This window comes from Streptacidiphilus albus JL83 (assembly GCF_000744705.1).
In the GTDB taxonomy this organism is placed as follows: domain Bacteria; phylum Actinomycetota; class Actinomycetes; order Streptomycetales; family Streptomycetaceae; genus Streptacidiphilus; species Streptacidiphilus albus.
Genome location: NZ_JQML01000001.1, coordinates 7,462,808 through 7,483,305, shown reverse-complemented (window position 1 = coordinate 7,483,305; position 20,498 = coordinate 7,462,808). Strand labels below are relative to the sequence as shown.

Genomic DNA, 20,498 nt, shown 5'->3' with positions numbered 1-20,498 from the left:
CCTTGCCGGCTACGGAGGCGGTCGGCTCGGGATCCCGCGAACGGTAGGCCCCGTGTCTGCACATCCAAGGCTGCAAACTCGATGGCTGCCGGACGGACCGGCCAGCTAGCGTGGCTGGTCACCGGCCTGGGGTCGATGGAACGAGGGATGGGGACGTCATGGGTGAGGCGGGATCCAGTGCGGCGGCAGTGGGCGCGGAGGTTCTGCAGGCGCTGCGTGATTTCGCGGCGGGTGCTGCCGGTTCCGCCGAGCTGCTCGCCGACGCCCTGGCGGCGCTGGAGTCCGGGAAAGGGCTGCACACTGTCCCCCCGGTGTGGTGGGGCGACTTCGACCAGGGTGTCCGTTGGAACGGGTGCTGGACGGTGCGATCTGCCGAGACCAGCGACGCGCTCCGCAGCCTCCTCCCGGCCCCTTGGCAGTGGGCGCTTTCTGTCTGCGGTGCCGACGGGCGACGACGCGAGTCGGCTCTCCTGGCGGACAGCGCGCCTGTCGGGCATCCCCTGCTGCTGCCGCTGCTCGTGGTGCGCTGCTCCGACTGGGCCGAACCGGTACGCCGCCGCGCAGAACAGCGCCTCGCACAGACGCTCGCCTCAGCCGGCCCGGCGGACCTGGCCCAGGCGTGCGCTGTGGCCTGGGCCTGCGAGACGCGAGCACGCGGCGGGGCGGCGGTACTCCTCGTCGACCAGTGGCTGTCGGAAGCTGATCCGGTCGTGTGGCGGCACCTGTTCGCGCTCCCGGACCACCACACCCGGCGCCGTGCGCTGGCCGAGGCACTCCGCCTCCATGCTCTGTCGGCCGCGGAGCTCGTCGGGCTCGCGCTGCGCGACTCGGACGTCAACGTCGCACGCCGCGCCGCCGAGCACGTCCTGCTGCAGACCGTGCCTGCAGTCGACCGGCCGGTCGCCGACTCCACCTGGACGGTGGTCGACCAGCTACTGACCGCCCGCGTCCCCCAGGTCCGCGCGGCCGCCGTCACGGTGCTGCGCCGTACCCAGCGCCCGGACCTGGCCGCTGCCTTCCTACTGGACCGCTCGACCCTGGTCCGCGAGACCGCCCGCTGGGTCGTACGCAGCCACGGCCAAGACCCCGCTGCCGCGTGCCGTGGCCTGATCGACCGGCCCGGCTTCGTGGCGGGCGCAGGCGCGGTGCGCGGGCTCGCCGAGTGCGGGGACACCACCGACGTCCCTTGGCTGCGTCTCCAGTTGAACAGTCACCGGGCCAAGGCCCGCACCGCTGCCGTGGACGCGCTCTCCGCCCTGGCGCCGATGGACAGTGAGGAACTGCTGACCCTGCTGGAGCACGACCCCTCCCCCTCGCTCGGCCGCGCGGCAACCGCGGCACTGGCCCCGCACGCCCAGCACATCCCTCCAGCGCGCCTGCGGGCTTGGCTGTCACCGGGGCGACGGCCGAACCTACGTGTCCAGGCGGCCGCACTTCTCCGGGCCACCGATACCTGGACCCGCCTGGAGACGGACCTGCACCTGCTGACCGACCCGGACCCCGCGATGGCCCGGACAGCCGGGACCGACCTGCGCACTTGGACCACCCTGAGCTCCCCCGGCAGCGGGCGCCCCACACCCGCGCAAGCCGCCTCGATCAAGGCCCTGCTGGCCTCATCCGAGGACCTGCTCGACACCTGGACACTGCGCCAGCTGCACTTCCGGATCCCGGCCTGACCGCCGTCCCGCCCGGGCACCAACGAAACCGGAGGCGATGAACACCGGGCGGCCAACGCCAGCCATCAGACAGAGGTCCGGTACGGGCGCAGCGGGGGAATACGGCACTGCGCCGTCGTGCCCGTGACGCCGGAAGGCCGGTGTCGTGGACCCGGGCACGGTGGGTCGCGAAGCTGCTCACCGCAGGTCCGGATCCGGCGCGATCCCGTCGGCCCAGGCAGGGAGCTCCTCCCGACGGGCGAGCCAGGCGTCGGGCACGCCGGTGAGGCCGGTCCAGGAGGCGACGACACCGCCGGATCATGCTGCCAGTCCCCTCCCCCGGCCCGCGAGCCAATTGGGGGACGGATCGCCCGCCTCGACGGCCGCCGCGTCAGCCTCCGGCGACCTCCGTGGTCACCAGTTCGTCGACCAGGCCGCGGCGCCCGCCGAGCGCGATGATCCGCTCAAGTGCCTCGCGGTACTGGGCCTCGTTCTCGCTGGCGGTCGCGTCCGCGACGACGACCACCTCGTACCCGAGCCCCCGTGCGGCTGCGGCGGTGGAGGCAACACCGTGCGCGGTGGACAGACCGGCGAGGACGATCCTCGTGACACCCGACCGGTGCAGGTGGTCGTGAAGATCTGTGTCCTCGAAAGCATCCAGACCATGCTTGGTCACCAGGCACTCCCCGGCACGCGGGGTGAAACCGGGAACCAGGTGGTTGGGGGCGGCATCGACGCCGCCGTCGGCGCCGTCGGCACGTGCATACCGGACGATGACAACGGAAGCGGAGTCGGCGGCACTGAAGTGCTCACGCAACCTGCCGCAGGCCTCGACGACGGAGTCGCCACTCATCGGCTGCCAGGGCCTGTCAACTATCCACCGCTGCAGATCGATCAGGACCAGCGCCGTACGTTCGCAGGACATGACGGTTCCCCCGGGCAGCACAGAAGTGTCGGTGCGTCGTACGTTACCAGGGGAGGATTCAGGTCAATGGAGAGCTTCATTCCGGCGCAGGACGGTCTGCTCCAGCGTTCCGCGACGACGTCCCTTCCCGTGCAGCAGGAAGGCAGTCACTGGCAATGACACTGCACCGTCCGGCCCGGACTTCACGGCTGACGGTGAACATCCGCGCGCGGACGGGGTCGGTAGCGAGCCTGCGGGCTGCGCACCGCGCGCCTCGGGCCTCGGGCCGCGGGCCCCGGGCTCAGGACCTGGGTGGTCCGGCGGCGCCGGGTCAGGGCAGCAGGGAGGCGCGGCGCCACATCGGCGCCGAACGGGAGTCGATCATTCCGAGGTCACTGAAGAAGGCGACCGCCTTGCGGGCCCAGTCCCTCTTGGCGGCCTGCCACTGGGGGTTGCTCGCGGCGACCGCCCGGGCCTGCCGGGAGTCGAGCCCGACCAGCGAGTAGACCCGTGGGTGGATGGTCTCGCGCACTGCCTGGACCGCGAGCACCGCCAGCGCCTGCCGGAACAGCGCCCGCCGCGCCGGACTCATCCGCGCCCAGCGACGCTCCAACTCCGGCTTGGCGTAACCGATGTGGCGGGCCTCCTCGATCACGTGGATGCGCGCCACGGAGCGCGCGAGCGGCTGCAGGCTCTCGTCGCGGACCATCTCCCGCTGCATGGCGTCGGTGTACTCCTCGACGAAGACCGCTCCGGCGAAGGTCATCGTGGTGTCGTTGAGCAGCATGTGCAGCTTGCCGAGCCGGGAGGCTCGGCGCGAGGGCCGGGCCGAGGGGTAGCCGGTGCTCGCGACGTACTTCGCGAACATGGTCGAGTGGCGGCACTCGTCCGCCACCTCGGTCAGCGCGTACTGGCCATGGCTGGTCGTCAGATCGCTGTCGTAGACGTGCCGGACCAGCCCGTCCATCAGCACCAGCTCGAACCAGATCCCGGCCGAGGTGACGCTGGCCAGCTCGTACACGCTCAGCCGGGCCTGCTGACGTGGCGTCAACTGCTGCCACAGGTCAGTCCCGTAGAGCGAGACCCGGTGCGCCGGTATCGCGAACAGGTCCGGGTCGACCGGGGCGTCCCAGTCGATCTCGGTCAGCGGGTCGTGCGAGTGCTTGGCGGAGACCCGCAGCAGCCGTTCGGCGTTCTGCTCGCGGGCCGCACCGGCATCAGTGGGGCGCAGGGCGACAGCGGGTGACGTGTCTGGCACGGGGCTGCTCCGTGTTCTACTCGTGGGCCGTCAGCTGGATGGGGGCGGCGGGGTTCCGCCGAGCGCGCGCAGTGCGAAGGAGATCAGGGCCGGGACCAGGTCGGCCGGGGCGCGGCCGTCGGCCAGCGGTCCGACCAGGGCCTCTCCGACGCCGCCGACCAGCAGCGCGGCGGTCAGCTCCGGATCCTGTGCGGGCAGCCGTCCGGCGGCCACCCCCTCGGCGATCCGGGCCGCGATCACGTCGCGGAAGGCCCGGCGGAACACCAGGCGCTCGGCCTCCACCTCAGGATCCACCGGTTCGGCCAGCAGGGCGTAGGCCAGCCGTGGCGCACCGAGGGCGCGCCCGGCGAAGGCGCCGATCACCGAGGCGACCTGGGCGTACAGGTCACCCTCGAAGGCGGCGGCCGAGCGGACGGCCGCGACCTCCCGGCCGACGACCGCACGGAACAGTTCGGCGACCAGCTCGGCCTTGCTCGGGAACGACCGGTACACGCTGCCGGTGGCGATCCCGGCGCGCTCCGCGACCGCGGCGACCGAGCAGGCGGCGTAGCCGCGTTCAGCGAGCAGCTCGATCGCGGCAGCCAGCACCGTCCCGTGCTGGGCGTCGAGCCGAGCTTGTACGGCTGGGGTCCTCCGGTAGGCCATGCCAAGAAGTGAAGCACTGATTCACTGCTTCATCAAGACCCTCCGCCGCCCCGCCGAATCGGCCCCCGGCCGGAGTCCGACAATGGGGTGCGGACCCGGGTACGGCCATGAACGTGGGTACTCGCTCAGGTAGCGCGCACTACCTGCCCAACCCCCCGTCACCAGGCACGATGCCACCGGGACTAGGGTTCCCCCGTACTTCCATCACAGGAGGAGTTGTTTCATGGGGGGCTCAATCCTCGCCCGGCGTACGGCCGGGCTCACGCTCGCGGTGATCACCGCGAGCGCTACGGCGCTCACCGCCACCACGCCGGCGAACGCCGTCGCGGCACCGGCACCGCGGCTGACGCTGAACACGCCGACACCGACCGCACTCGTGCCGGGCAGCACCGACACTGCGCAGCTCCCGCTGTTCTACACCAGCAACACGGGCAGGCCGGTCAGCGCCGCAGCCACGGTCACCATCGACTTCCGGGGGCTGGCCAAGGTCGCGAACGTCCAGCTGCAAGGGCACTGCACCGTCAAGGGCCTGGTCGCCACCTGCACGGACCGACTGGTCAGCGATGGCGCGCCCAACATCGGGACGCTCACGGGCAGCACCTGGCTGGACTTCACCCCGGCCAAGGGCGCAGCGCTGGGCGCGCAGGGGAGCTACACCATCAGTGCCCGGGCAGCCGGCTACAAGGTCGTGGGCGGTACCAGCACGGTCACGGTCGGCGGGCCCTCGCTGAAGCTGACCGGGCTGCCCAACGCGTCCGGGCTGCGGGTCGGGTCCACCGTGTCCGAGCCGATGAGCTTCAGCAACATCGGGGACAGGCCCGCAGCCGGCTCCGAGGTGGTCTTCGAGCTGACCCCGGGGCTGGCCTTCGAGCAGCACTACCGCAACTGCCAGTACGCGAAGCTGAGCGGCGGGTTCACCGCCGAGCTGTGCCGCTTCGGCGGGAGCGTGGCCCTGGGTGAGAAGGTGGAGCTCAACAGCCCGCTGGCGCTCAAGGTCACCCCGCAGGCGCTGTACACGCAGCTGCGCGCGTTCGCGCTGCCCGCGGGCGATCCGACAGTCGGCAGCATCGTCGGCCCGGGCGTCGCCTGGCATCCGGGCAGCGGCCCGCTGCTCGGCCTGCGCGTGCTCTCGGCCGGTCACGTTTCCAGCGCCCCGGCCGGGAGCGTGGCACCGTACGACACCGTCGGCGCCAACGGTCTCAGCGTGGGTCTGACCGCCCGCAACACCGCCGACTTCGGGGTGACCGGCGCGAAGGCGAGCGGAAAGGCCGGCACCGACGTCACGGTGACGCTCGGACTGTACAACCACGGCCCGGCGGCCCTGGTCGACTACGGCAGCGTTCCGGGCCTGCAGTTCACCCTGCCGCCAGGGACCTCGGCCGTACGCATCCCCTGGGACTGCGGACTTCAGGACGCCAACGTGCCCGGGGTCTACCTGTGCGGCTACGACTTCCAGCAGTCGTTCGACATTCCCGCCGGCGAGCAGCTGAACTTCCCGTTCGTGCTGCGGATCAACAAGGTGATCAAGGGCGCGACCGGCAAGGTGGCCCTGTCCGACCCGGCACCGTTCGACCCGAACCCGCACAACAACTCAGCCGGCGTCACTGTCAACTGAGGACGGTCGACCCAGGACGCACCCCGCCCTGCCCTCCGCCCCCGGAAGGCAGGGCGGGTGGTGCGGCACCAGCCTTCTTGTCCCGCTCCCTGAGTGTCCGAGCGCGTGACGCGACCCGAGCTGCTCACCGGTGGTCGCCTCCGTCCTCGCGGACACCGACCCCTAGCATGTGGGCAGGCGTCGGTACCCGAGAACGTGCACTCAGATAGGAACATCCATGCCGTCCGACCGCACCGCAGGCACTCCTGACCCCGCTGTCATGCCGCGCCTCGACGAGGCGTTCGGGCCGGACCCGTATCCGATGTACGCGGAGCTGCGCAAGGCAGGACCGGTGCACCAGGTCATCGGTCCCGAAGGCCGCCCGATCTGGCTGGTCACCGGATTCCAGGACGCGCGCGCGGCGCTGGCCGATCCGCGGCTCTCGCTGAACCGGAGCAACGCGACTCCTGGGAGCTACACCGGCCTCTCGCTGCCACCGGCCCTGGACAAGAACCTGCTCAACATGGATGGCAGGGACCATGCACGGCTACGCCGGCTGGTGGCTCCGGCGTTCGGTCCCGCGCGGATGGAGGGCCTGCGCCAGCAGGTGCGCGACACCGCCGCGGGCCTGCTGGACTCCCTGGGCCTGCAGCCCGGTCCGGTCGACCTGGTGGAGGACTACGCGGCGCCGCTCTCGCTGGTCCTGCTGTGCGACATCCTCGGCGTCGACCAGACGGAGTCGGAGCGCTTCCGCCGGTGGACCACGATTCTGCTGAATCCCTCGGCAGAGTCACGGGCACGGCTGGGTGAAGCACTTGAAGGCATCGTGACCTCCCTGACGGTCCAGATCCAGGCCAGGCGCGCCGAACCAGGGACGGACCTGTTGTCCGTGCTGATCGCCGCCCACGACGGTGAGGACCGGCTCAGTGCCGACGAACTGCTGAGCCTGGCCTTCCTGCTGCTCTTCGCGGGATACGAGAACACCATCGCCGCCATCGCGACGGCCGTCGCCACCGCCCTCACCGAGCCGGGACTGCGCAGCCGACTGCGCGAGAGCCCGGACGCGGTAACGGAGTTCGTGGAGGAGACGATCCGCTTCGACGGCCCGGTCGAACTCGCGATCCGCCGGTTCGCCACCGAGGACGTGGAGATCAGCGGTGTTGTGATCCCGGCCGGCGACCCGGTCCTGGTGGCCCTGGCCTCGGCGCACCGGGACCCGGCCGCCTTCACCTGTCCGAACCGGATGACGCCGGGGCGGACCGAGCAGGGACACCTCGGCTTCGGCCACGGGCCGCACTACTGCCTCGGTGCCGCGTTGGCGCGTCTGGAGATCGTCACGGCCGTCACCGTCCTGCTGGAACGCTACCCAGCAGCCACCCTGACGACGCCTCGGGAGGAACTACGACCCCGGCCGTCGGTCCGCACTCGCGGCATCGCCCGGCTCCCGGTGCTGCTCCGTCCCGAGGACGACTGATTGAACGCCTTCGACGCGACCCACGGCGGGCCCGCCCCCGTAGTGCTGCTCCCAGGCATCTCACCTGCGCTGATGTACCTGTCGGCAGGCGCAACGCCCTGCACTGGTTCGAGACGCCCTCCAGCAGGCACCGGCCGCACCAGGGCATCGCCAACGCCCGCCCGCTGCACCCACCGCCCGATCCGAACGAGAACCCGATCCGGATCGGCCGTCTGGACGAACAACGACGGACACAACTCGGCGCATCCTCCCAGCCGAAGGGTGAAGTCCCCTGGCGGCAAGGCGAGCCGGTGGTTTCCGGGCGACCCGCGACGGGTCGGCGGGGCTGTGGCAGGATCGGGGGCGTGACAGGCTATCTCGACACGTTCGACTGGCCGCGGTTCGCCCATGACCTCGGTCCGGCGACGGACACGCCAGGGCACCTGCGTGCACTGCTCGGTGACGATGCCGGTGCGTTCATTGCGGGTTACTCCCACCTGTGGTCACAGACTCTGCGCCCGGACGGCGGCGCCTGGTCGGTAACTGCGCCCGTCGCCCTGGTCGTCAGCGAACTCCTGGACGATCCACGCCTGGGACCCGACGACCCCTCGATGCGCGACGCCATGCTCGCCTACCTCCACCGGGCAGCCGTCGCCGGTGACCTGGGCGAGGAGGCGGAGGCGCTCCGGGCGCGCGGCGAACAGCCCGAGGCGCTCGCCTGCTACGACGCCGCACCGGAACTCCTGGCGAAAGTACTGCCACACCTCGGCGCCGAACGTTCGCGGCAACGAGTCTGCGCGGCTGCCGCCATCAGCAGGCTCGCCCGCCATCCCACCGCCGCCACCCTGCGCCATGCCCTGACCGACCGGATCGACGAGATCGCCAGAGGCACCGAAGAGGCCAATGAGCGCGCCACGCTGGTCTTCGCGATCGGCGACCTCGGCGGCACACCCCGGCACTGGCTGGACGACCCCAGCCCCGCCGTCCGCGGCTGCGCGGCCCTGGCCGCCGCACTCGCCGACGACCAGGCCGCCACAGACGTACTGCTCGCCCTCGGCCGTTCCCCGCGCGCCTTCGTCGCCTCCCTCCACGGCATGGCCGGAACACTACAGTTCATGGTTCCGCCCTACCCAGATCTCATGGCCGAGACCCTGGTCCAGCGGGTGGACGATCCGCAGAAGCTGCTCCCCTGCGCGTTCGCCGCCGTCGTACTGCCGCCTCGGTCCGCCGCCCGCTCCCTGGCGCCCTATCTGCGCGCGATCTTCCCCGACGGCGACCCCCGGCCAGAACCGCGCCCGCACCAGCGGACACTCGCCCGGGCCATCGCGGAACGCGAGGAGCTGTGGTCCCTGCCAGAGAAGACCCTCGCCGGTCTCTTCGACCCCTGCGGCCTCAGCACCCAGCGCGCCGACTGGCACGACACAGCCACCCGCGGAATCCCCGCAGACGCCGGCTACGAAGGGGCCGTCATCACGGTGCACAAGGAACTCGCCACGTTGATCCGCCTGCTCCCCAGGATGTACCTCGGGGCCGACGGCGCGGACCCGAGTGTGCCGGACCGCGCCGCCCGCTCCCTGCGGTCGGAGTACACGCAGGCCGTCGCCGCCGGCCGCGTCGAGTCGTTCACCGTCGAGATCGAGTCCGTGACCCGACTGGTTCTCGACGTCCGGGGGCACGAACTCGACGGGACCCGGAGCGCGGACCGGATCGACCTGGACCACGTCCTCGCACGCCTGTCACCGTCCTGGCCGGACATGCACCTGTCCATCACCTCCGCCCTCTGCAAGCGCGTAGGTGTACAGGTCTGGTGCCAGAACCGCGTTCTCAGCCGCGACTACGCCGACGGCACAGCCCTCGACGCGACCAAGGACCTGGGCACCGACAACACCCGCACCGGATACCGTCTCACCTTCGACCTCGACACCGACTGGCTCCCCGCAGCCAGCCGCTTCTCCATCACCGTCGCGGCCGCCGACTGATACGGCGTCATACACCGCCCGCGCCCCCCGGAGGCCACGAACCTGCCCCGCATTCCCTGCCAACAGTCCGCTCCTGCAAGGCCGTTCGGTGCGCCACTGCGGCACGGCCAACGCGCTCGCGCGGAGGACCGGGTCCGTGCCGCCCGCGAGACCGGCCCGCCGACAGCGATGGACCGTCACGAAAAGTCGAGGACAGGAGCTGTCCGGTCGATCAGGCAAAGGCGGAAAATCGGAGAGCCAAGGGGCTTCGGGGCTGGTAGAACACCAGCCCATGGGCATCAAGGAACGCGAACGCAAGGTGCACCGGCCGCTACGGTGGGCTGGTCTGGAGGTCATACTCCATGCCGTACCGGAGGGCACGATGCCCTTCGTCCTTGGATGGGGAGCCGAAGATGTGACCGACTGCTTCTCCCATCGGTACGACACCTCGCACCTGGTGGAGCAGCTCAATGCGGACTGGTACGACCTCGCTGTCTCCTCGGGCCTGTTTGATGATCGGCGCGAGTTCCTCCTGCAGATACCGCAGGGCACCCGATCGCACCGCGCCGCCGTACTGTGCACGAATGGCTACCACGCACCAGTGCTCTGGACTCGCGTCCGGCTCCTGGAACGTTGGGACATCATGGGCCGAGGTGCCGAATCGGCGTTCCTCGGCATGCACTCTGGGCACCCGGGCTTCGGCATGATGGCCCTGGACGGCAGTGTCTACGTCTGTGCTTCGACAGGCGAAACCGGCGTCGACGTGCACGCAGTGGGCCACCCGGAGCGCTCGGAGAACATCCTGCGACACCTTGAGTGGATGGCCCGTTACGACAGTCCCCATGCCAATCGTGAGGTGAGGCAGCGCATCGCCAGCTGGCTCGTCGTCCGTCCAGAGCGTCACTCCGGTCACGGGCGGCTGCGCTGACAGCGCGAGGCAAGCTCGGTCCATGACCAACAAGCTCAGGCGCGTTCGTAGAAGCCGTCGAGACGGCCGCGGGCGAGCACGCCTCCGGCGGCTGCCAGCACGTCGCGCGGTGCGGCGGAGTCCGGTACCGCGCTGCCTGCTCCCACGACCAACGGCTCGGCAAGAGCGAACAGTTGGAACACATAGCGGTGCGGGCCGTGGCCCTTGCGCGGCGCGGGCCCGCGGTAGCCGCGACGCGAACCCGCACTCAACAGACGTACGCCGGCGGCGGGGCTCTCGATGTCGAGGCCGCCCTGGGCGAGGCCGGTCACCGACGGGTCGAGCAGGGCGATGCCGTGGTTGTTCGGCACGGCCGTCGGCGCATCGGGATCCTCGATGACCAGCAGCAATTGTGCCGTGCCGGCGGGGACCGCGTCCCATGCCAGGGCCGGTGACAGATCCTTGCCGCCGAGACGCTTTCCGGCGTGGACGGTCGGGATCATCTCCTGGTTGCCGAAGTCGGGACTGCTCAGCGCCAGCGTGTTCTCACCGGCCAGGTTCGGTGCGTTCCAGGCGAGGCCGGCTTGCCCGGCTCGCCGGTTCCTCAGCAGCTTGCCAAGCACTGCCATGGTTTTCTCCTCATCGCGACGGTGCCCAGGACTCGACCGCAAGTCCCGTCACGGGCAGTGGATTTCGGGGCGCTGTCCACGCTTGTGCAGATCCCTCATGGACGGACGTCCCGGACCGAAATGGATCATTCAGGATGGAGCGATGTCGTCCGGGCGGGAATCGGTGAGGTTCGGAGTTCTCGATGACGCCCGACCTGCCGTGAGTTCAGCGAAGCGGAGGATGGCGTCGGTGACCCAGTGGATGCGCGGGGAGTGGAAGAAGTCGAAGTTGTGCTGGGTCCCGGGGAGTTCGGCATAGGCGACCGCCTGTCGGGAGACGGCACGCAGTCGCTCGGCGAACTTCCGGGCGTCGGTGCGCAGGACCAGGGTGTCGATGGCGCCGTGGATGATCAGGAAGGGTGGGGCGGCGGGGTTGATGGCAGCGTGCGGGGAGGTCGGCTCGGTGGCGGGCTGCGCGAGCTCGCCGTAGTAGCCGTAGAGTCCGATCACGCCGCTGGCCTCGGTGCCGGTCAGTGCGGCGGTGGCGGCCAGGTGGGCGCCTGAGGATCCGCCGGCCAGGAACAGAGCGTCGGGGTCGGCGCCGTGGGCGCGCGCATGGGCGCGGACCCATTCCACGGCGGCCCGGACGTCGGCGAGCTGATCGGGACGGCGGACCCGCAGCAGCCGGTAGTCGATGCTCACGCAGAGCCAGCCGTGGGCGGCCAACCGGTAGATCAGCGGGCGCGCGCCGAACATCTTGTTGCCGATCCGGAACGCGCCCCCGTGCACGTAGACCAGCACGGGTTGCCCGGGGCGGCGACGGCGGCGCGAGACGTACAGATCGAGTCGGTGGCCGCGTCGCGCCGGACCGTAGCGCTGGTTGCGGATCCGGCGCACGTCGGGCCGCCAGGCCACCAGCGGCAGCGGGACGATCCGCCACCACGGCGGTCGGGTGAAACGGGGCGCCGCGTCGGGCCCGAAGGCGGCTTCGAGTGCCGTCGAGAGCGCCGGTTTGGCAGTCCGGGCGCGCACCGCGAGCCGTACCAGTACGAGTGCGGCCAGAACGGTGAACCCGGCGGCCACCCACCACAGGATGCTGCCGGGCTCCGGCCGGGTCAACGTGCCCGTGATGCCGGGAAGCAGCCATACCAGGCCGAGGAACGGCTGTTCGTTGATGAGGTACCCGAGGACGAACTGCATGTTGAACGGCGAGCTGTACCGCGGCAGCCGGGGGCGCAGTGCCGTCAGAGCGAACAGCGTCACCATGGCAGAGGTGGTCAGTGCCGCGCTCATAAGTCACCTCCCGGAGAGGCTTCGCCGGGGGCCGGGAAAGCGAACTGCCATACCGCTACCCGGCGGGCCTGGTCCGCGTCGGCGGGTTCGGCGTGCTGGTAGCGCCTGAGCAGTTGCTCCATCTCTTCGGCCAGTGCGCGTAGTTGCGCCGGGGTGAGGACGAGCTTGTGGTTGCTCATGCCGGTCGCGTCGCGCCACTGCGCCGGCCAGCCGCTTTCCCGGTCGAGCCACTGGGTGTACTGCTCGTCGAACTCGCGATGGTAGTCGCGCAGGACCCAGGCCAGCGCGGCGCCGGCATCCGCGTCGTCGTCGAAGTCGCTCGGTGCCCAGGCGTGGGCGCCGGACGTCGCACGCCACAGCCGGCGCCGCCCTGCCCCCTGGCCGGTGTCCACCACGAGGCCGACTTCGGCCATGCGGCGCAGGTGATAGCTGGTCGCGCCGGTATGGGTGCCCAACGCGGCCGCCAGCGTGGTGGCAGTGGCGGGGCCGCCTCGGTGCAACTCGCTCAGCAACCGCGCGCGCAGCGGGTGGGCGAGGATCTTCACGGAGTCCGGAGTGAGCCTGTATCCGGGGTCTGCGTCTTGGTGTTCCACGAGTGCACACTATCAATGCATAACTTATGTGCATAGCCGGAAGGCCCCAGCATCGCTGCTGCGCTTGCTGGTTGTGGTCCTACCGCAGGGTGCGGCCATGACGGTCGACGCCGAGGGCTTCTCGGCGGCGCGTCGGGGCCGGTGCCGATGTTGTGGTGGCGGCGCGTGCGCAGGATTCGCCGGTGACCAGGACGCGTCCGACGTCGTGCCGCCGGGCCGGGTGCCGGTTCTTGGAACCGGTTGGGCGTCCGGGGCCTGCCTTGGTGGCTTTTTGTACTCGGGACGGCGTGGGCGTCATCGTGCACGGGGTGGCGCTTGATCCCCATGCAGCCTCTTGACAAGTCGTCAGCTGGCGCCAAACCGGAAGTACCGGTGCAGTGACAAGGCGTGCGGCGGGCGGAAGTGGCGCGTCTGCTGGGAGTGCCGCGTCAGGCGGTTTCGCAGTGGCATGCGCGGCACACTCTGCACGGTGCTTTGGGTCGTCATCGAGCTCGCGGCGGTCCGTTCCGCTGCCGTCGCCGGCTGCGGCGGCCATCCGCCCGGCCTGGTTGCAGTCCTAATCCCCACCAGCAACTGGTACACCGACAGCACCACCAGCACCTACATCCAGCTGCTCCGACCAAGCAGACACACGGCCCGGCGGGCTTGTCCACGACTCTCGACCGTGTCGATCGATGCCGCAGGATCCGCCGACGGCGGGCGGATCACGCAACCCGGCAGGTCCGCCAGGTCCGCAGGAGCACCGCGATGCCGCCCGCGATCAGGTGGTTCGTCTGCACCGACATGCCGACGCCGACCTGCCGGCTCGTAGAGTCATCGCTGCAGCTCAGCAACAGTGACCATGGCCGTAGGTGGTGCCTGGGACGCTGTCGCCCTGATGGCGTCGCTGCGTTACCGCGCTGCCCGCACCTGCTCTCCGGCCACATGCCGGGCGGCGAGCGCGGTCGGCACGCTTAGACGGACTCCCAGCCGGTTGGTCTCGAATGGATTCTGACATTAGTCAACATGGCCTGGGCCGTGACCATTCTGCTCGGTAGAACCTGTGGACAGCCGCACGCCAGGACGGAACCGACTCGTGCGAGCTCACCCCCTGACCACCCGCGCACCCCGCAAGGGGCGGTTTCCAGAGGGTTCCAGAAGGAATGTTATGCACTGCCGCCTCGTCAGGCGATCCCGGGGCGAGGTCGCGGGCAGTGGGACGCCGGCATCTCCAGATGGCGAGCCAGGTCCGTCCAGAGCTATTGACAGCTGCTCGACAAGCCTCAAAGCTGTTTGATACCGCGCGTTCCTGTCTAAAAATGTTGAGCACTGGAGATGACGGCAAAGCGTCGACCCTCGCTCGCACGGCGGGCTGACGGCACCTGCGAAATGCGGCTGCCGCGGGCCTGCACACCCGGCACCGCTGTTGTCCAGCTCATGTCGTTCAAGGAGGAAGTCATGTCCCGGGCACGAACGCGAGGCTCCGCCCTCGCACTGTCACTGGCACTGGTTGCCGGCGGGGCAGCAACGCTGGCCGGAACCACACCGGCGAGCGCGGCCACCCCGACCACTGCGATCACCGTTGACGGCACCAGTTCCGGCCGCACGTTCGATGGCATCGGTGCGATCAGCGGCGGTGGCGGGAACACCAGGCTGCTGGCCGACTACCCGCCGGCCCAGCAGAACCAGATCCTCGACTACCTGTTCAAGCCCGGCGTCGGTGCCGACCTGCAGATCCTCAAGGTGGAGATCGGCGGCGACACCAACTCGACCGACGGCGCCGAATCCAGCATCGAGCACACCCAGTCCAACGTGAACTGCAACAACGGCTACGAGTGGTGGTTGATGCAGCAGGCCAAGGAACGCAACCCGAACATCAAATTCTACGGTCTGGCCTGGGGCGCGCCGGCCTGGACGGGCGGCTTCACCTCGACCAACATGATCGGCTACCTCACCTCCTGGCTCGGCTGCGCCAAGCAGCACGGGTTCACCGTCGACTACCTCGGCGGCGACCAGAACGAGAACAGCTACAACGCGAGTTGGATCGAGTCGCTGCGCACGGCGATGAACACCGCCGGGTACGGGTCCACCCAGATCGTCGGCGGCGACGAGTTCGGCTGGTCGATCGCCGACACCATGGCGAGCGACAGCGCCCTGGACAACGCCGTCGGTGTGGTCGGATCGCACTACCCCTGCTCGTACCTGTCCTCGATGACCTCGTGCTCGTCCACCTCGGCCGCCGAGTCGCTGGACAAGCCACTGTGGGCGAGCGAGAACGGCTCCGAGGACGCCGACACCGGAGCCCCTGCCGTCGCCCGGGCCATCAACCGCGGCTACATCGGCGGGGACATGACCGCCTACATCAACTGGCCGATCGTCGCCTCCGCCTACCAGAACACCGATTTCAACAGCGACGGGCTGATCACCGCGAACCAGCCCTGGTCCGGCGCGTACACGGTCGGCCGGAGCCTGTGGGCGATAGCCCAGACCACCCAGTTCACCAGCCCGGGCTGGCAGTACCTGAACTCCGGCACCGGGTACCTTCAGGGCTCGGGCACCGGCGCCGACGGCAGCTACGTCACCTACTCCGCGCCGGACCACAGCGCATGGAGCACGGTGATCGAGACGATGGACGCGACTGCGCCGCAGACGGTCACCTTCAACGTCTCCGGCGGCCTGCCCGCGGGCGCCCTCCACGTGTGGTCGACGGACCTGTCCCAGCCCACCAGCGGCAACCCGAGCATGGTCCAGGACCCGGATCTCACCGCGACAGGCGGGACCTACAGCCTCACGCTGCAACCGGGCCAGGTCTACACCGTGACGACCACCACCGGCCAGGGCGCCGGCACCGCTGCGGGCCCCGCGCGCTCGATCCTGCCCCTGCCCTACAGCGACAGCTTCGCCTCGTATCCGTCCGGCGACGAGGCGAAGTACTTCGCCTCGATGAACGGCGCGTTCGAGACAGCGCCCTGCCAAGGCGGGCGCAGCGGCGAGTGCCTGCGCCAGACGGCGGTCGGCACGCCCGTCTGCTGGTCCTGCTCCAGCGACAGCAATCCCTACACCCTCATGGGCGATCTGAGCTGGAGCAACTACACCGTCAGCTCCGACGTGCTGCTCGAACAGTCCGGCAGCACCGCCGACCTGCTCGGCCGCGTCGGCCAGCAGGCCAAGAACAACAGCGGCCTGGACGCCTACCACCTGCAACTGAGCGACTCGGGGGCCTGGACTCTGCTCAAGACCGACGGCATCTGGCTCTCGACGACCCTCGCCAGCGGCACGGTGGCCGCCCCGGGCACCGGCACCTGGCACAACCTCAGCCTCGGATTCCACGGCAGCACCATCACCGCCGCAATCGACGGGGTCAGCGTCGCCACCGTCACCGACACCGGCTACACCGGAGGACAGGTGGGCCTGGGTACCACCGGCTACTACCCGGTCGAGTACTCGGACTTCTCCGTCACCCCGGGCACGACCGCGAACCTGGACGGCAGCTACAAGATCGTCAGCGTGAACAGCGGCGACGTCCTCGACGCCTCCGGCCAGGGAACCGCCAACGGCACCGCGATCGACCAGTGGCCGTCGAACGGCGGCGCCAACCAGCAGTGGACCCTGGCCCAGAACTCCGACGGCTACTACACCATCACCGGTGCCCAGAGCGGCAAGGTGCTGGACATCCCGAACCTGACCACCTGGCCCGGCACCCAGCTCGAACTGTGGGGCGGCAACGGCGGAACCAACCAGCAGTGGCTCATCCGCCCAGTGGGAAGCGGCACCTACACCATCGAATCCCGTCTTGACGGCGACACATTGGACGTCGACGGCGCCTCCATCGGCTGGGGCGCCGCCATCGACCAGTGGCCGTCCAACGGCGGAGCCAACCAGCAGTGGGAACTGGTGCCCACCAACTGACGCCGTGAAAAGCGGTCCGGTGCCGCAGGTCCCGACCGGCATCAGGTCACTGAACCGGCCGGATGAATCGATCGGCGCCCACGGTCCGGAACGCCTCGGGCCTCACTGCTCCGCTGCTGAGGAGCAGTGAGGCCCTGGAGACGCGACAACCGGTCAGCAGGCGAACTGCGGGATCTGAGTGCCGGCCTGCGAGATCACCCGACCGGTCCTGGTCGACGGGGCGAGCTGCAGGGTCCATCAGGTGGCGACGCTCCCAGTCGGACACCGAGACACTGGCCCTGCGCCACCAGATCACCCTCCTGGAACGGCAACTCGGCACCACGAAGGCCAAGTTCGCGCCCGAGGACCGGGCCTTCCTCACCGCGCTCCTCGCCTCGCTCCTCACCCCGCTCCCCCGCAACCTCCTGCGACAGCTCCGCCTCGTGATCCGCCCGGACACGCTGCTGCGCCGGCCGCCTCCACCTGGGTGATCACCTGTACGAGCCGGTCGGGCCCTCGCTCGCCGCCTCCGGTGTCGTGCGCGTCCCCGGAATCGCCACCTCCTCGCGGCCCATGAGTATCCATGCGCGTTTCAGCGCGACCGCGAACGAGGCGATGAGCAGATACGCGATCGCGGTGACCAGGCCGGCGTCGGAAGGCCTGGCCACCAGAGCGCAGCCGACCGCGAGCTGGCACAGGTACGCTGCGAGCGCGGCGACCAGCTGGGTCACTCCCGCCTGGAGCCGGTCCGGTTCACGATGTGTCTGGTAGGTGGCGTAGAGGCTGAGAACGGCCATGACCACGGCTGTGTACCCGAGGCTCGTGAGCGGGATCAACGCGATGATCGACACGAAGAAGCTGTTGACCAGGGCGGTGAACGCCGACCCGGCGACCGCCCGCCCGCGGGCCGACGCGTCGCTGCCGAGGAGTGACTCCGGTCGCAGCGACACGGCGACGAAGAGGAGTCCGATGAGGGCTGCCGCGCCGGCGGCGGTCGCAGCGAAGTATCCCTGGAAATCGGTGGGCACCACGGAGGCTCCAATGGTCTCAGGCCTCAGCGCGAGGCGACAGTGAAGCCTCGACTGCCGGCCGGGCGCTGCTCGCGGAACTGGCGAGCATGCGGGCTCGAATGCGGATGGTGACCAGCCGGGAGGTGACCTCCGCCAGGGCCATGAGAATCAGCGCGGTGGTCCAGGCTTCGGTCCCCGTGATGTGGTGCTTGAAGCTGAAGGTGGCGACGGCGTGGGCACCGCTGTGGGACGCGTAGTACACGAAGGTGAACCGTCCTGCCATCCCGAGGACCCACAGGACGGCCGCGGCAGCTCCGGCCTTGGCGAAGGGCGTCCCGTCATCGCCCACGGTCAGGCGGGTGGTCAGGGCACAGCCGGTGCCCAGGGTGAGGCCGAGTGCCGCCAGCAGCACGTCGAGGAGGGCGTCATTGCCCTGCGTCGGGACCCCGCGCAGGTAGTAGGCGGCCGCCAGGGCGACCAGAACGACCGGACGCAGGGCGTTGGCGAGGGTCAGCCTGTCCCCGCGGATCTGCGGGACCACCAGCAGGACGAGGGCAGTGGAGACGATGTAATCGACAATGGTCATGGCCAGGAGGATGGCCGCCCGGCCGGTGAGCGGGCATCAGCCCGGCAACCGATGTGCGGGTTGACGTCGGCGTCAACCCAGCGGGTGACGCGGCCGCCCCCGTTTTCGTGGATCATCGTCACCGGCCGGGCGAACGGCGGAGGGCCGGAGCGAGGGGGCGGGGATGCTGGAGCAGGACGGCCCACTACGGCACGACGGTCCGCTCAGCATGCGGGAGGCGGCTGCCCTCGCCGAAGCGAGGGCACGGTCGATGCGATCCCGTGCCCGGCTGCGCCCGGTGCTGTGGATCGTGTGGGCTGTCGTCCTGTACTCGGGAATCACCGCCCAGCCGCATCCAGGGACCGCCGGGGTCCATCTCGGCGTCGCCGTCGCACTCCTGGGCGTCTGCCTGTCGATCGGGTTGACCGCGATCGACGTGTGGCCGATGGCGCGGTCGATGCCACGCGTGGGGTTCGCGGTGCTGGCGGGCGCCTCCGGTCTGCTGCTGCAGGCCCTGCAGCCGTCGTATGCGGCGCTCATGCCCGTCGCCGTCGGCGTCCTCGCCGCAGTCCTGTTCCTGCCGTTGTGGCTCGGCGGGCCCATCGCGGGTGTGCTCACCGGCGGCGTTCTGGTCGAGGCCTGGCTGGTGCCCGGCGGTTCACCCGCAGTCGCGGCGTCGGAGCTGTCGTTCTGCGCGGTACTCGCGGTCATGGCGCTGAGCATGCGCCGGGCCGGACAGAACCAGGAGCGCGCCGAGGTGCTGCTCGCCCGGCTGGAGGATGCCGGCGACGCCGAGGCCCGGGCGGCGGTCCTCGCTGAGCGGACCCGGATCGCCCGCGATCTGCACGATGTACTGGCGCAGTCCCTCTCCGGCCTGGCGATCCAGCTGGAGGGCGCGCGGCGCCTCGGCCGGCGCGAGGAGGTCAGCGAGCAACTGCAGACCGTGATCGAGCGCGCGGGCGGCCTGGTGAAAGAAGGACTGGAGGACGCGCGGCGGGCTGTCGTCGCTCTGCGCGACACCTCGGGGCAGGCCCTCGACCGGCTGCCGGACCTCGTCGAGCGGTATCGGGCCGACCATCGTCTGGAGGCCTGTTTCCGGGTCGAAGGGGAACCGAGAGAACTGCCGCCGGAGGCGGGACTCGCGCTCTACCGTGGAGCACAGGAGGCGCTGACGAACGCCGCCCGTTACGCACACGGCTCGCGGACCACCGTCACCTTGCGCTTCGACGCAGCCCGAGTCGTGCTGTCCGTCGTGGACCAAGGCCCCGGGCCTTCGGCCCAGGCCGCGGGCAGTGGCCCCGGCATGGGCCTCATCGGCATGCGGGAGCGGCTGGCTCAGGTCGGCGGCACCGCGCTGGCCGGACCGCTGGACCAGGGGTGGAGCGTGCGGATGGAGGTCGCGGCATGAGCCCTGCCCAAGGGGTGCCGGAAGACGTCCCGGAAGCCGCGGCTCCGATCAGGGTCCTCGTCGCGGACGACCAGTGGGTCGTCCGCGACGGACTGGTGCTGCTGCTCGGCATCATGGACGGCATAGAGGTGGTCGGCACGGCCCGCGACGGTGCGGAGGCGGTGCACCTGGCCGAGCGGCTGCGGCCGGACATCGTGCTGATGGACCTGGGGATGCCGGTCCTCGACGGCACGGAAGCCACCGCGATGCTGCGCGAACGCCTCCCGGACTGCTCGGTCCTGGTGCTCACCACGTATGTCGACGAAGAGTCGATCTTCCCCGCGCTTCGGGCCGGTGCGCGCGGCTACCTGACCAAGGACACGAGCAGCGAAGACGTCGAGGCAGCCCTCCGAAGCGTCAGCGCCGGACGCGTGTGGCTCGATCCGGTGGTGCAGGAACGCCTGGTCTGCGCACTGTCCTCGGTGACCCCGCCGACGCCGTCCCGCGCGGGTGCCGCGCTGCCCGACGGCCTCACCCCGCGCGAGGCCGAGGTGCTCGGACTGATCGCCGAAGGACTCTCCAACGCCGAGATCTGCGACCGGCTGAACATCAGCCACGCCACGGTCAAAACCCACATCAACCGGATCTTCACCAAGATCGGAGCCCACGACCGCTCCCAGGCCGTGCGCTACGCCTTCTGCAACGGATTCGTCCAGCGGAGCTGAGTTCACCGCAGGCGGGGGAGGACCACTGCCGGACCGCACGCTGATCCGGGACCGGCACCACCTCCTGCACTGTGCG

At 70.2% G+C, this 20,498-nt stretch carries 16 protein-coding genes; 8 read left to right on the top strand and 8 right to left on the bottom strand.

Annotated features, from left to right (window positions below):
• Nucleotides 1–158: 158 nt before the first annotated feature.
• Complete coding sequence (locus BS75_RS45110; protein ID WP_152646294.1) at nt 159–1,676, top strand: hypothetical protein; 1,518 nt, start codon at nt 159–161, stop codon at nt 1,674–1,676.
• Between the two features lie 370 nt (nt 1,677–2,046).
• Here BS75_RS45110 and BS75_RS32715 read toward each other — a convergent pair whose 3' ends face one another.
• The 3 genes from BS75_RS32715 to BS75_RS32705 form a co-directional block, all read right to left on the bottom strand.
• Entirely contained in the window at nt 2,047–2,601 is a 555-nt protein-coding gene (locus tag BS75_RS32715; protein ID WP_156164310.1) for a cysteine hydrolase family protein, read from the bottom strand.
• A gap of 289 nt (nt 2,602–2,890) precedes the next feature.
• On the bottom strand, nt 2,891–3,817 hold the full coding sequence (locus BS75_RS32710) for an AurF N-oxygenase family protein (RefSeq protein ID WP_063771615.1): 927 nt from the start codon (nt 3,815–3,817) through the stop codon (nt 2,891–2,893).
• Nucleotides 3,818–3,847: 30 nt separating this feature from the next.
• Entirely contained in the window at nt 3,848–4,462 is a 615-nt protein-coding gene (locus tag BS75_RS32705; RefSeq protein ID WP_034090817.1) for a TetR/AcrR family transcriptional regulator, read from the bottom strand.
• A 223-nt stretch (nt 4,463–4,685) separates the two neighbouring features.
• On the opposite strand from BS75_RS32705, the gene BS75_RS32700 reads away from it, so the two are divergent.
• The 4 genes from BS75_RS32700 to BS75_RS32685 all read left to right on the top strand — a co-directional run bounded on the left by BS75_RS32700 (nt 4,686) and on the right by BS75_RS32685 (nt 10,395).
• The gene (locus tag BS75_RS32700) at nt 4,686–6,077 is read left to right on the top strand and encodes a hypothetical protein (RefSeq protein WP_034090816.1); all 1,392 of its coding nucleotides are present in this window, start codon (nt 4,686–4,688) and stop codon (nt 6,075–6,077) included.
• A gap of 217 nt (nt 6,078–6,294) precedes the next feature.
• On the top strand, nt 6,295–7,530 hold the full coding sequence (locus tag BS75_RS32695) for a cytochrome P450 family protein (RefSeq protein ID WP_231607958.1): 1,236 nt from the start codon (nt 6,295–6,297) through the stop codon (nt 7,528–7,530).
• 344 nt (nt 7,531–7,874) lie between these two features.
• A complete protein-coding gene (locus tag BS75_RS32690; RefSeq protein ID WP_034090815.1) occupies nt 7,875–9,488 on the top strand; it encodes a hypothetical protein in 1,614 nt (537 codons plus the stop codon).
• 271 nt (nt 9,489–9,759) lie between these two features.
• The gene (locus BS75_RS32685) at nt 9,760–10,395 is read left to right on the top strand and encodes a hypothetical protein (RefSeq protein ID WP_034090814.1); all 636 of its coding nucleotides are present in this window, start codon (nt 9,760–9,762) and stop codon (nt 10,393–10,395) included.
• A 35-nt stretch (nt 10,396–10,430) separates the two neighbouring features.
• Here the strand turns inward: BS75_RS32685 and BS75_RS32680 are convergent, their stop codons facing one another.
• The 3 genes from BS75_RS32680 to BS75_RS32670 form a co-directional block, all read right to left on the bottom strand.
• A complete protein-coding gene (locus BS75_RS32680; RefSeq protein WP_034090813.1) occupies nt 10,431–11,003 on the bottom strand; it encodes a YbhB/YbcL family Raf kinase inhibitor-like protein in 573 nt (190 codons plus the stop codon).
• 129 nt (nt 11,004–11,132) lie between these two features.
• Complete coding sequence (locus tag BS75_RS45105) at nt 11,133–12,275, bottom strand: alpha/beta hydrolase (protein ID WP_052069957.1); 1,143 nt, start codon at nt 12,273–12,275, stop codon at nt 11,133–11,135.
• Nucleotides 12,272–12,820, bottom strand: a complete 549-nt coding sequence (locus tag BS75_RS32670; RefSeq protein ID WP_197091980.1) for a winged helix-turn-helix domain-containing protein — start codon at nt 12,818–12,820, stop codon at nt 12,272–12,274. The genes BS75_RS45105 and BS75_RS32670 overlap by 4 nt, the downstream gene beginning before the upstream one ends.
• A gap of 1,485 nt (nt 12,821–14,305) precedes the next feature.
• Here BS75_RS32670 and BS75_RS32660 point away from each other — a divergent pair.
• Nucleotides 14,306–16,756, top strand: a complete 2,451-nt coding sequence (locus tag BS75_RS32660; RefSeq protein WP_081982825.1) for an RICIN domain-containing protein — start codon at nt 14,306–14,308, stop codon at nt 16,754–16,756.
• A 470-nt stretch (nt 16,757–17,226) separates the two neighbouring features.
• Here the strand turns inward: BS75_RS32660 and BS75_RS32650 are convergent, their stop codons facing one another.
• On the bottom strand, nt 17,227–17,766 hold the full coding sequence (locus tag BS75_RS32650; protein ID WP_042440627.1) for a hypothetical protein: 540 nt from the start codon (nt 17,764–17,766) through the stop codon (nt 17,227–17,229).
• 16 nt (nt 17,767–17,782) lie between these two features.
• Nucleotides 17,783–18,331, bottom strand: a complete 549-nt coding sequence (locus BS75_RS32645) for a hypothetical protein (RefSeq protein ID WP_034090809.1) — start codon at nt 18,329–18,331, stop codon at nt 17,783–17,785.
• Between the two features lie 250 nt (nt 18,332–18,581).
• Between BS75_RS32645 and BS75_RS32640 the strand changes: the two genes are divergently transcribed.
• Together BS75_RS32640 and BS75_RS32635 are read left to right on the top strand one after the other, a co-directional pair.
• A complete protein-coding gene (locus BS75_RS32640; RefSeq protein ID WP_160312326.1) occupies nt 18,582–19,718 on the top strand; it encodes a sensor histidine kinase in 1,137 nt (378 codons plus the stop codon).
• The gene (locus BS75_RS32635) at nt 19,715–20,422 is read left to right on the top strand and encodes a response regulator (RefSeq protein WP_034090808.1); all 708 of its coding nucleotides are present in this window, start codon (nt 19,715–19,717) and stop codon (nt 20,420–20,422) included. The genes BS75_RS32640 and BS75_RS32635 overlap by 4 nt, the downstream gene beginning before the upstream one ends.
• Nucleotides 20,423–20,498 lie beyond the last annotated feature (76 nt).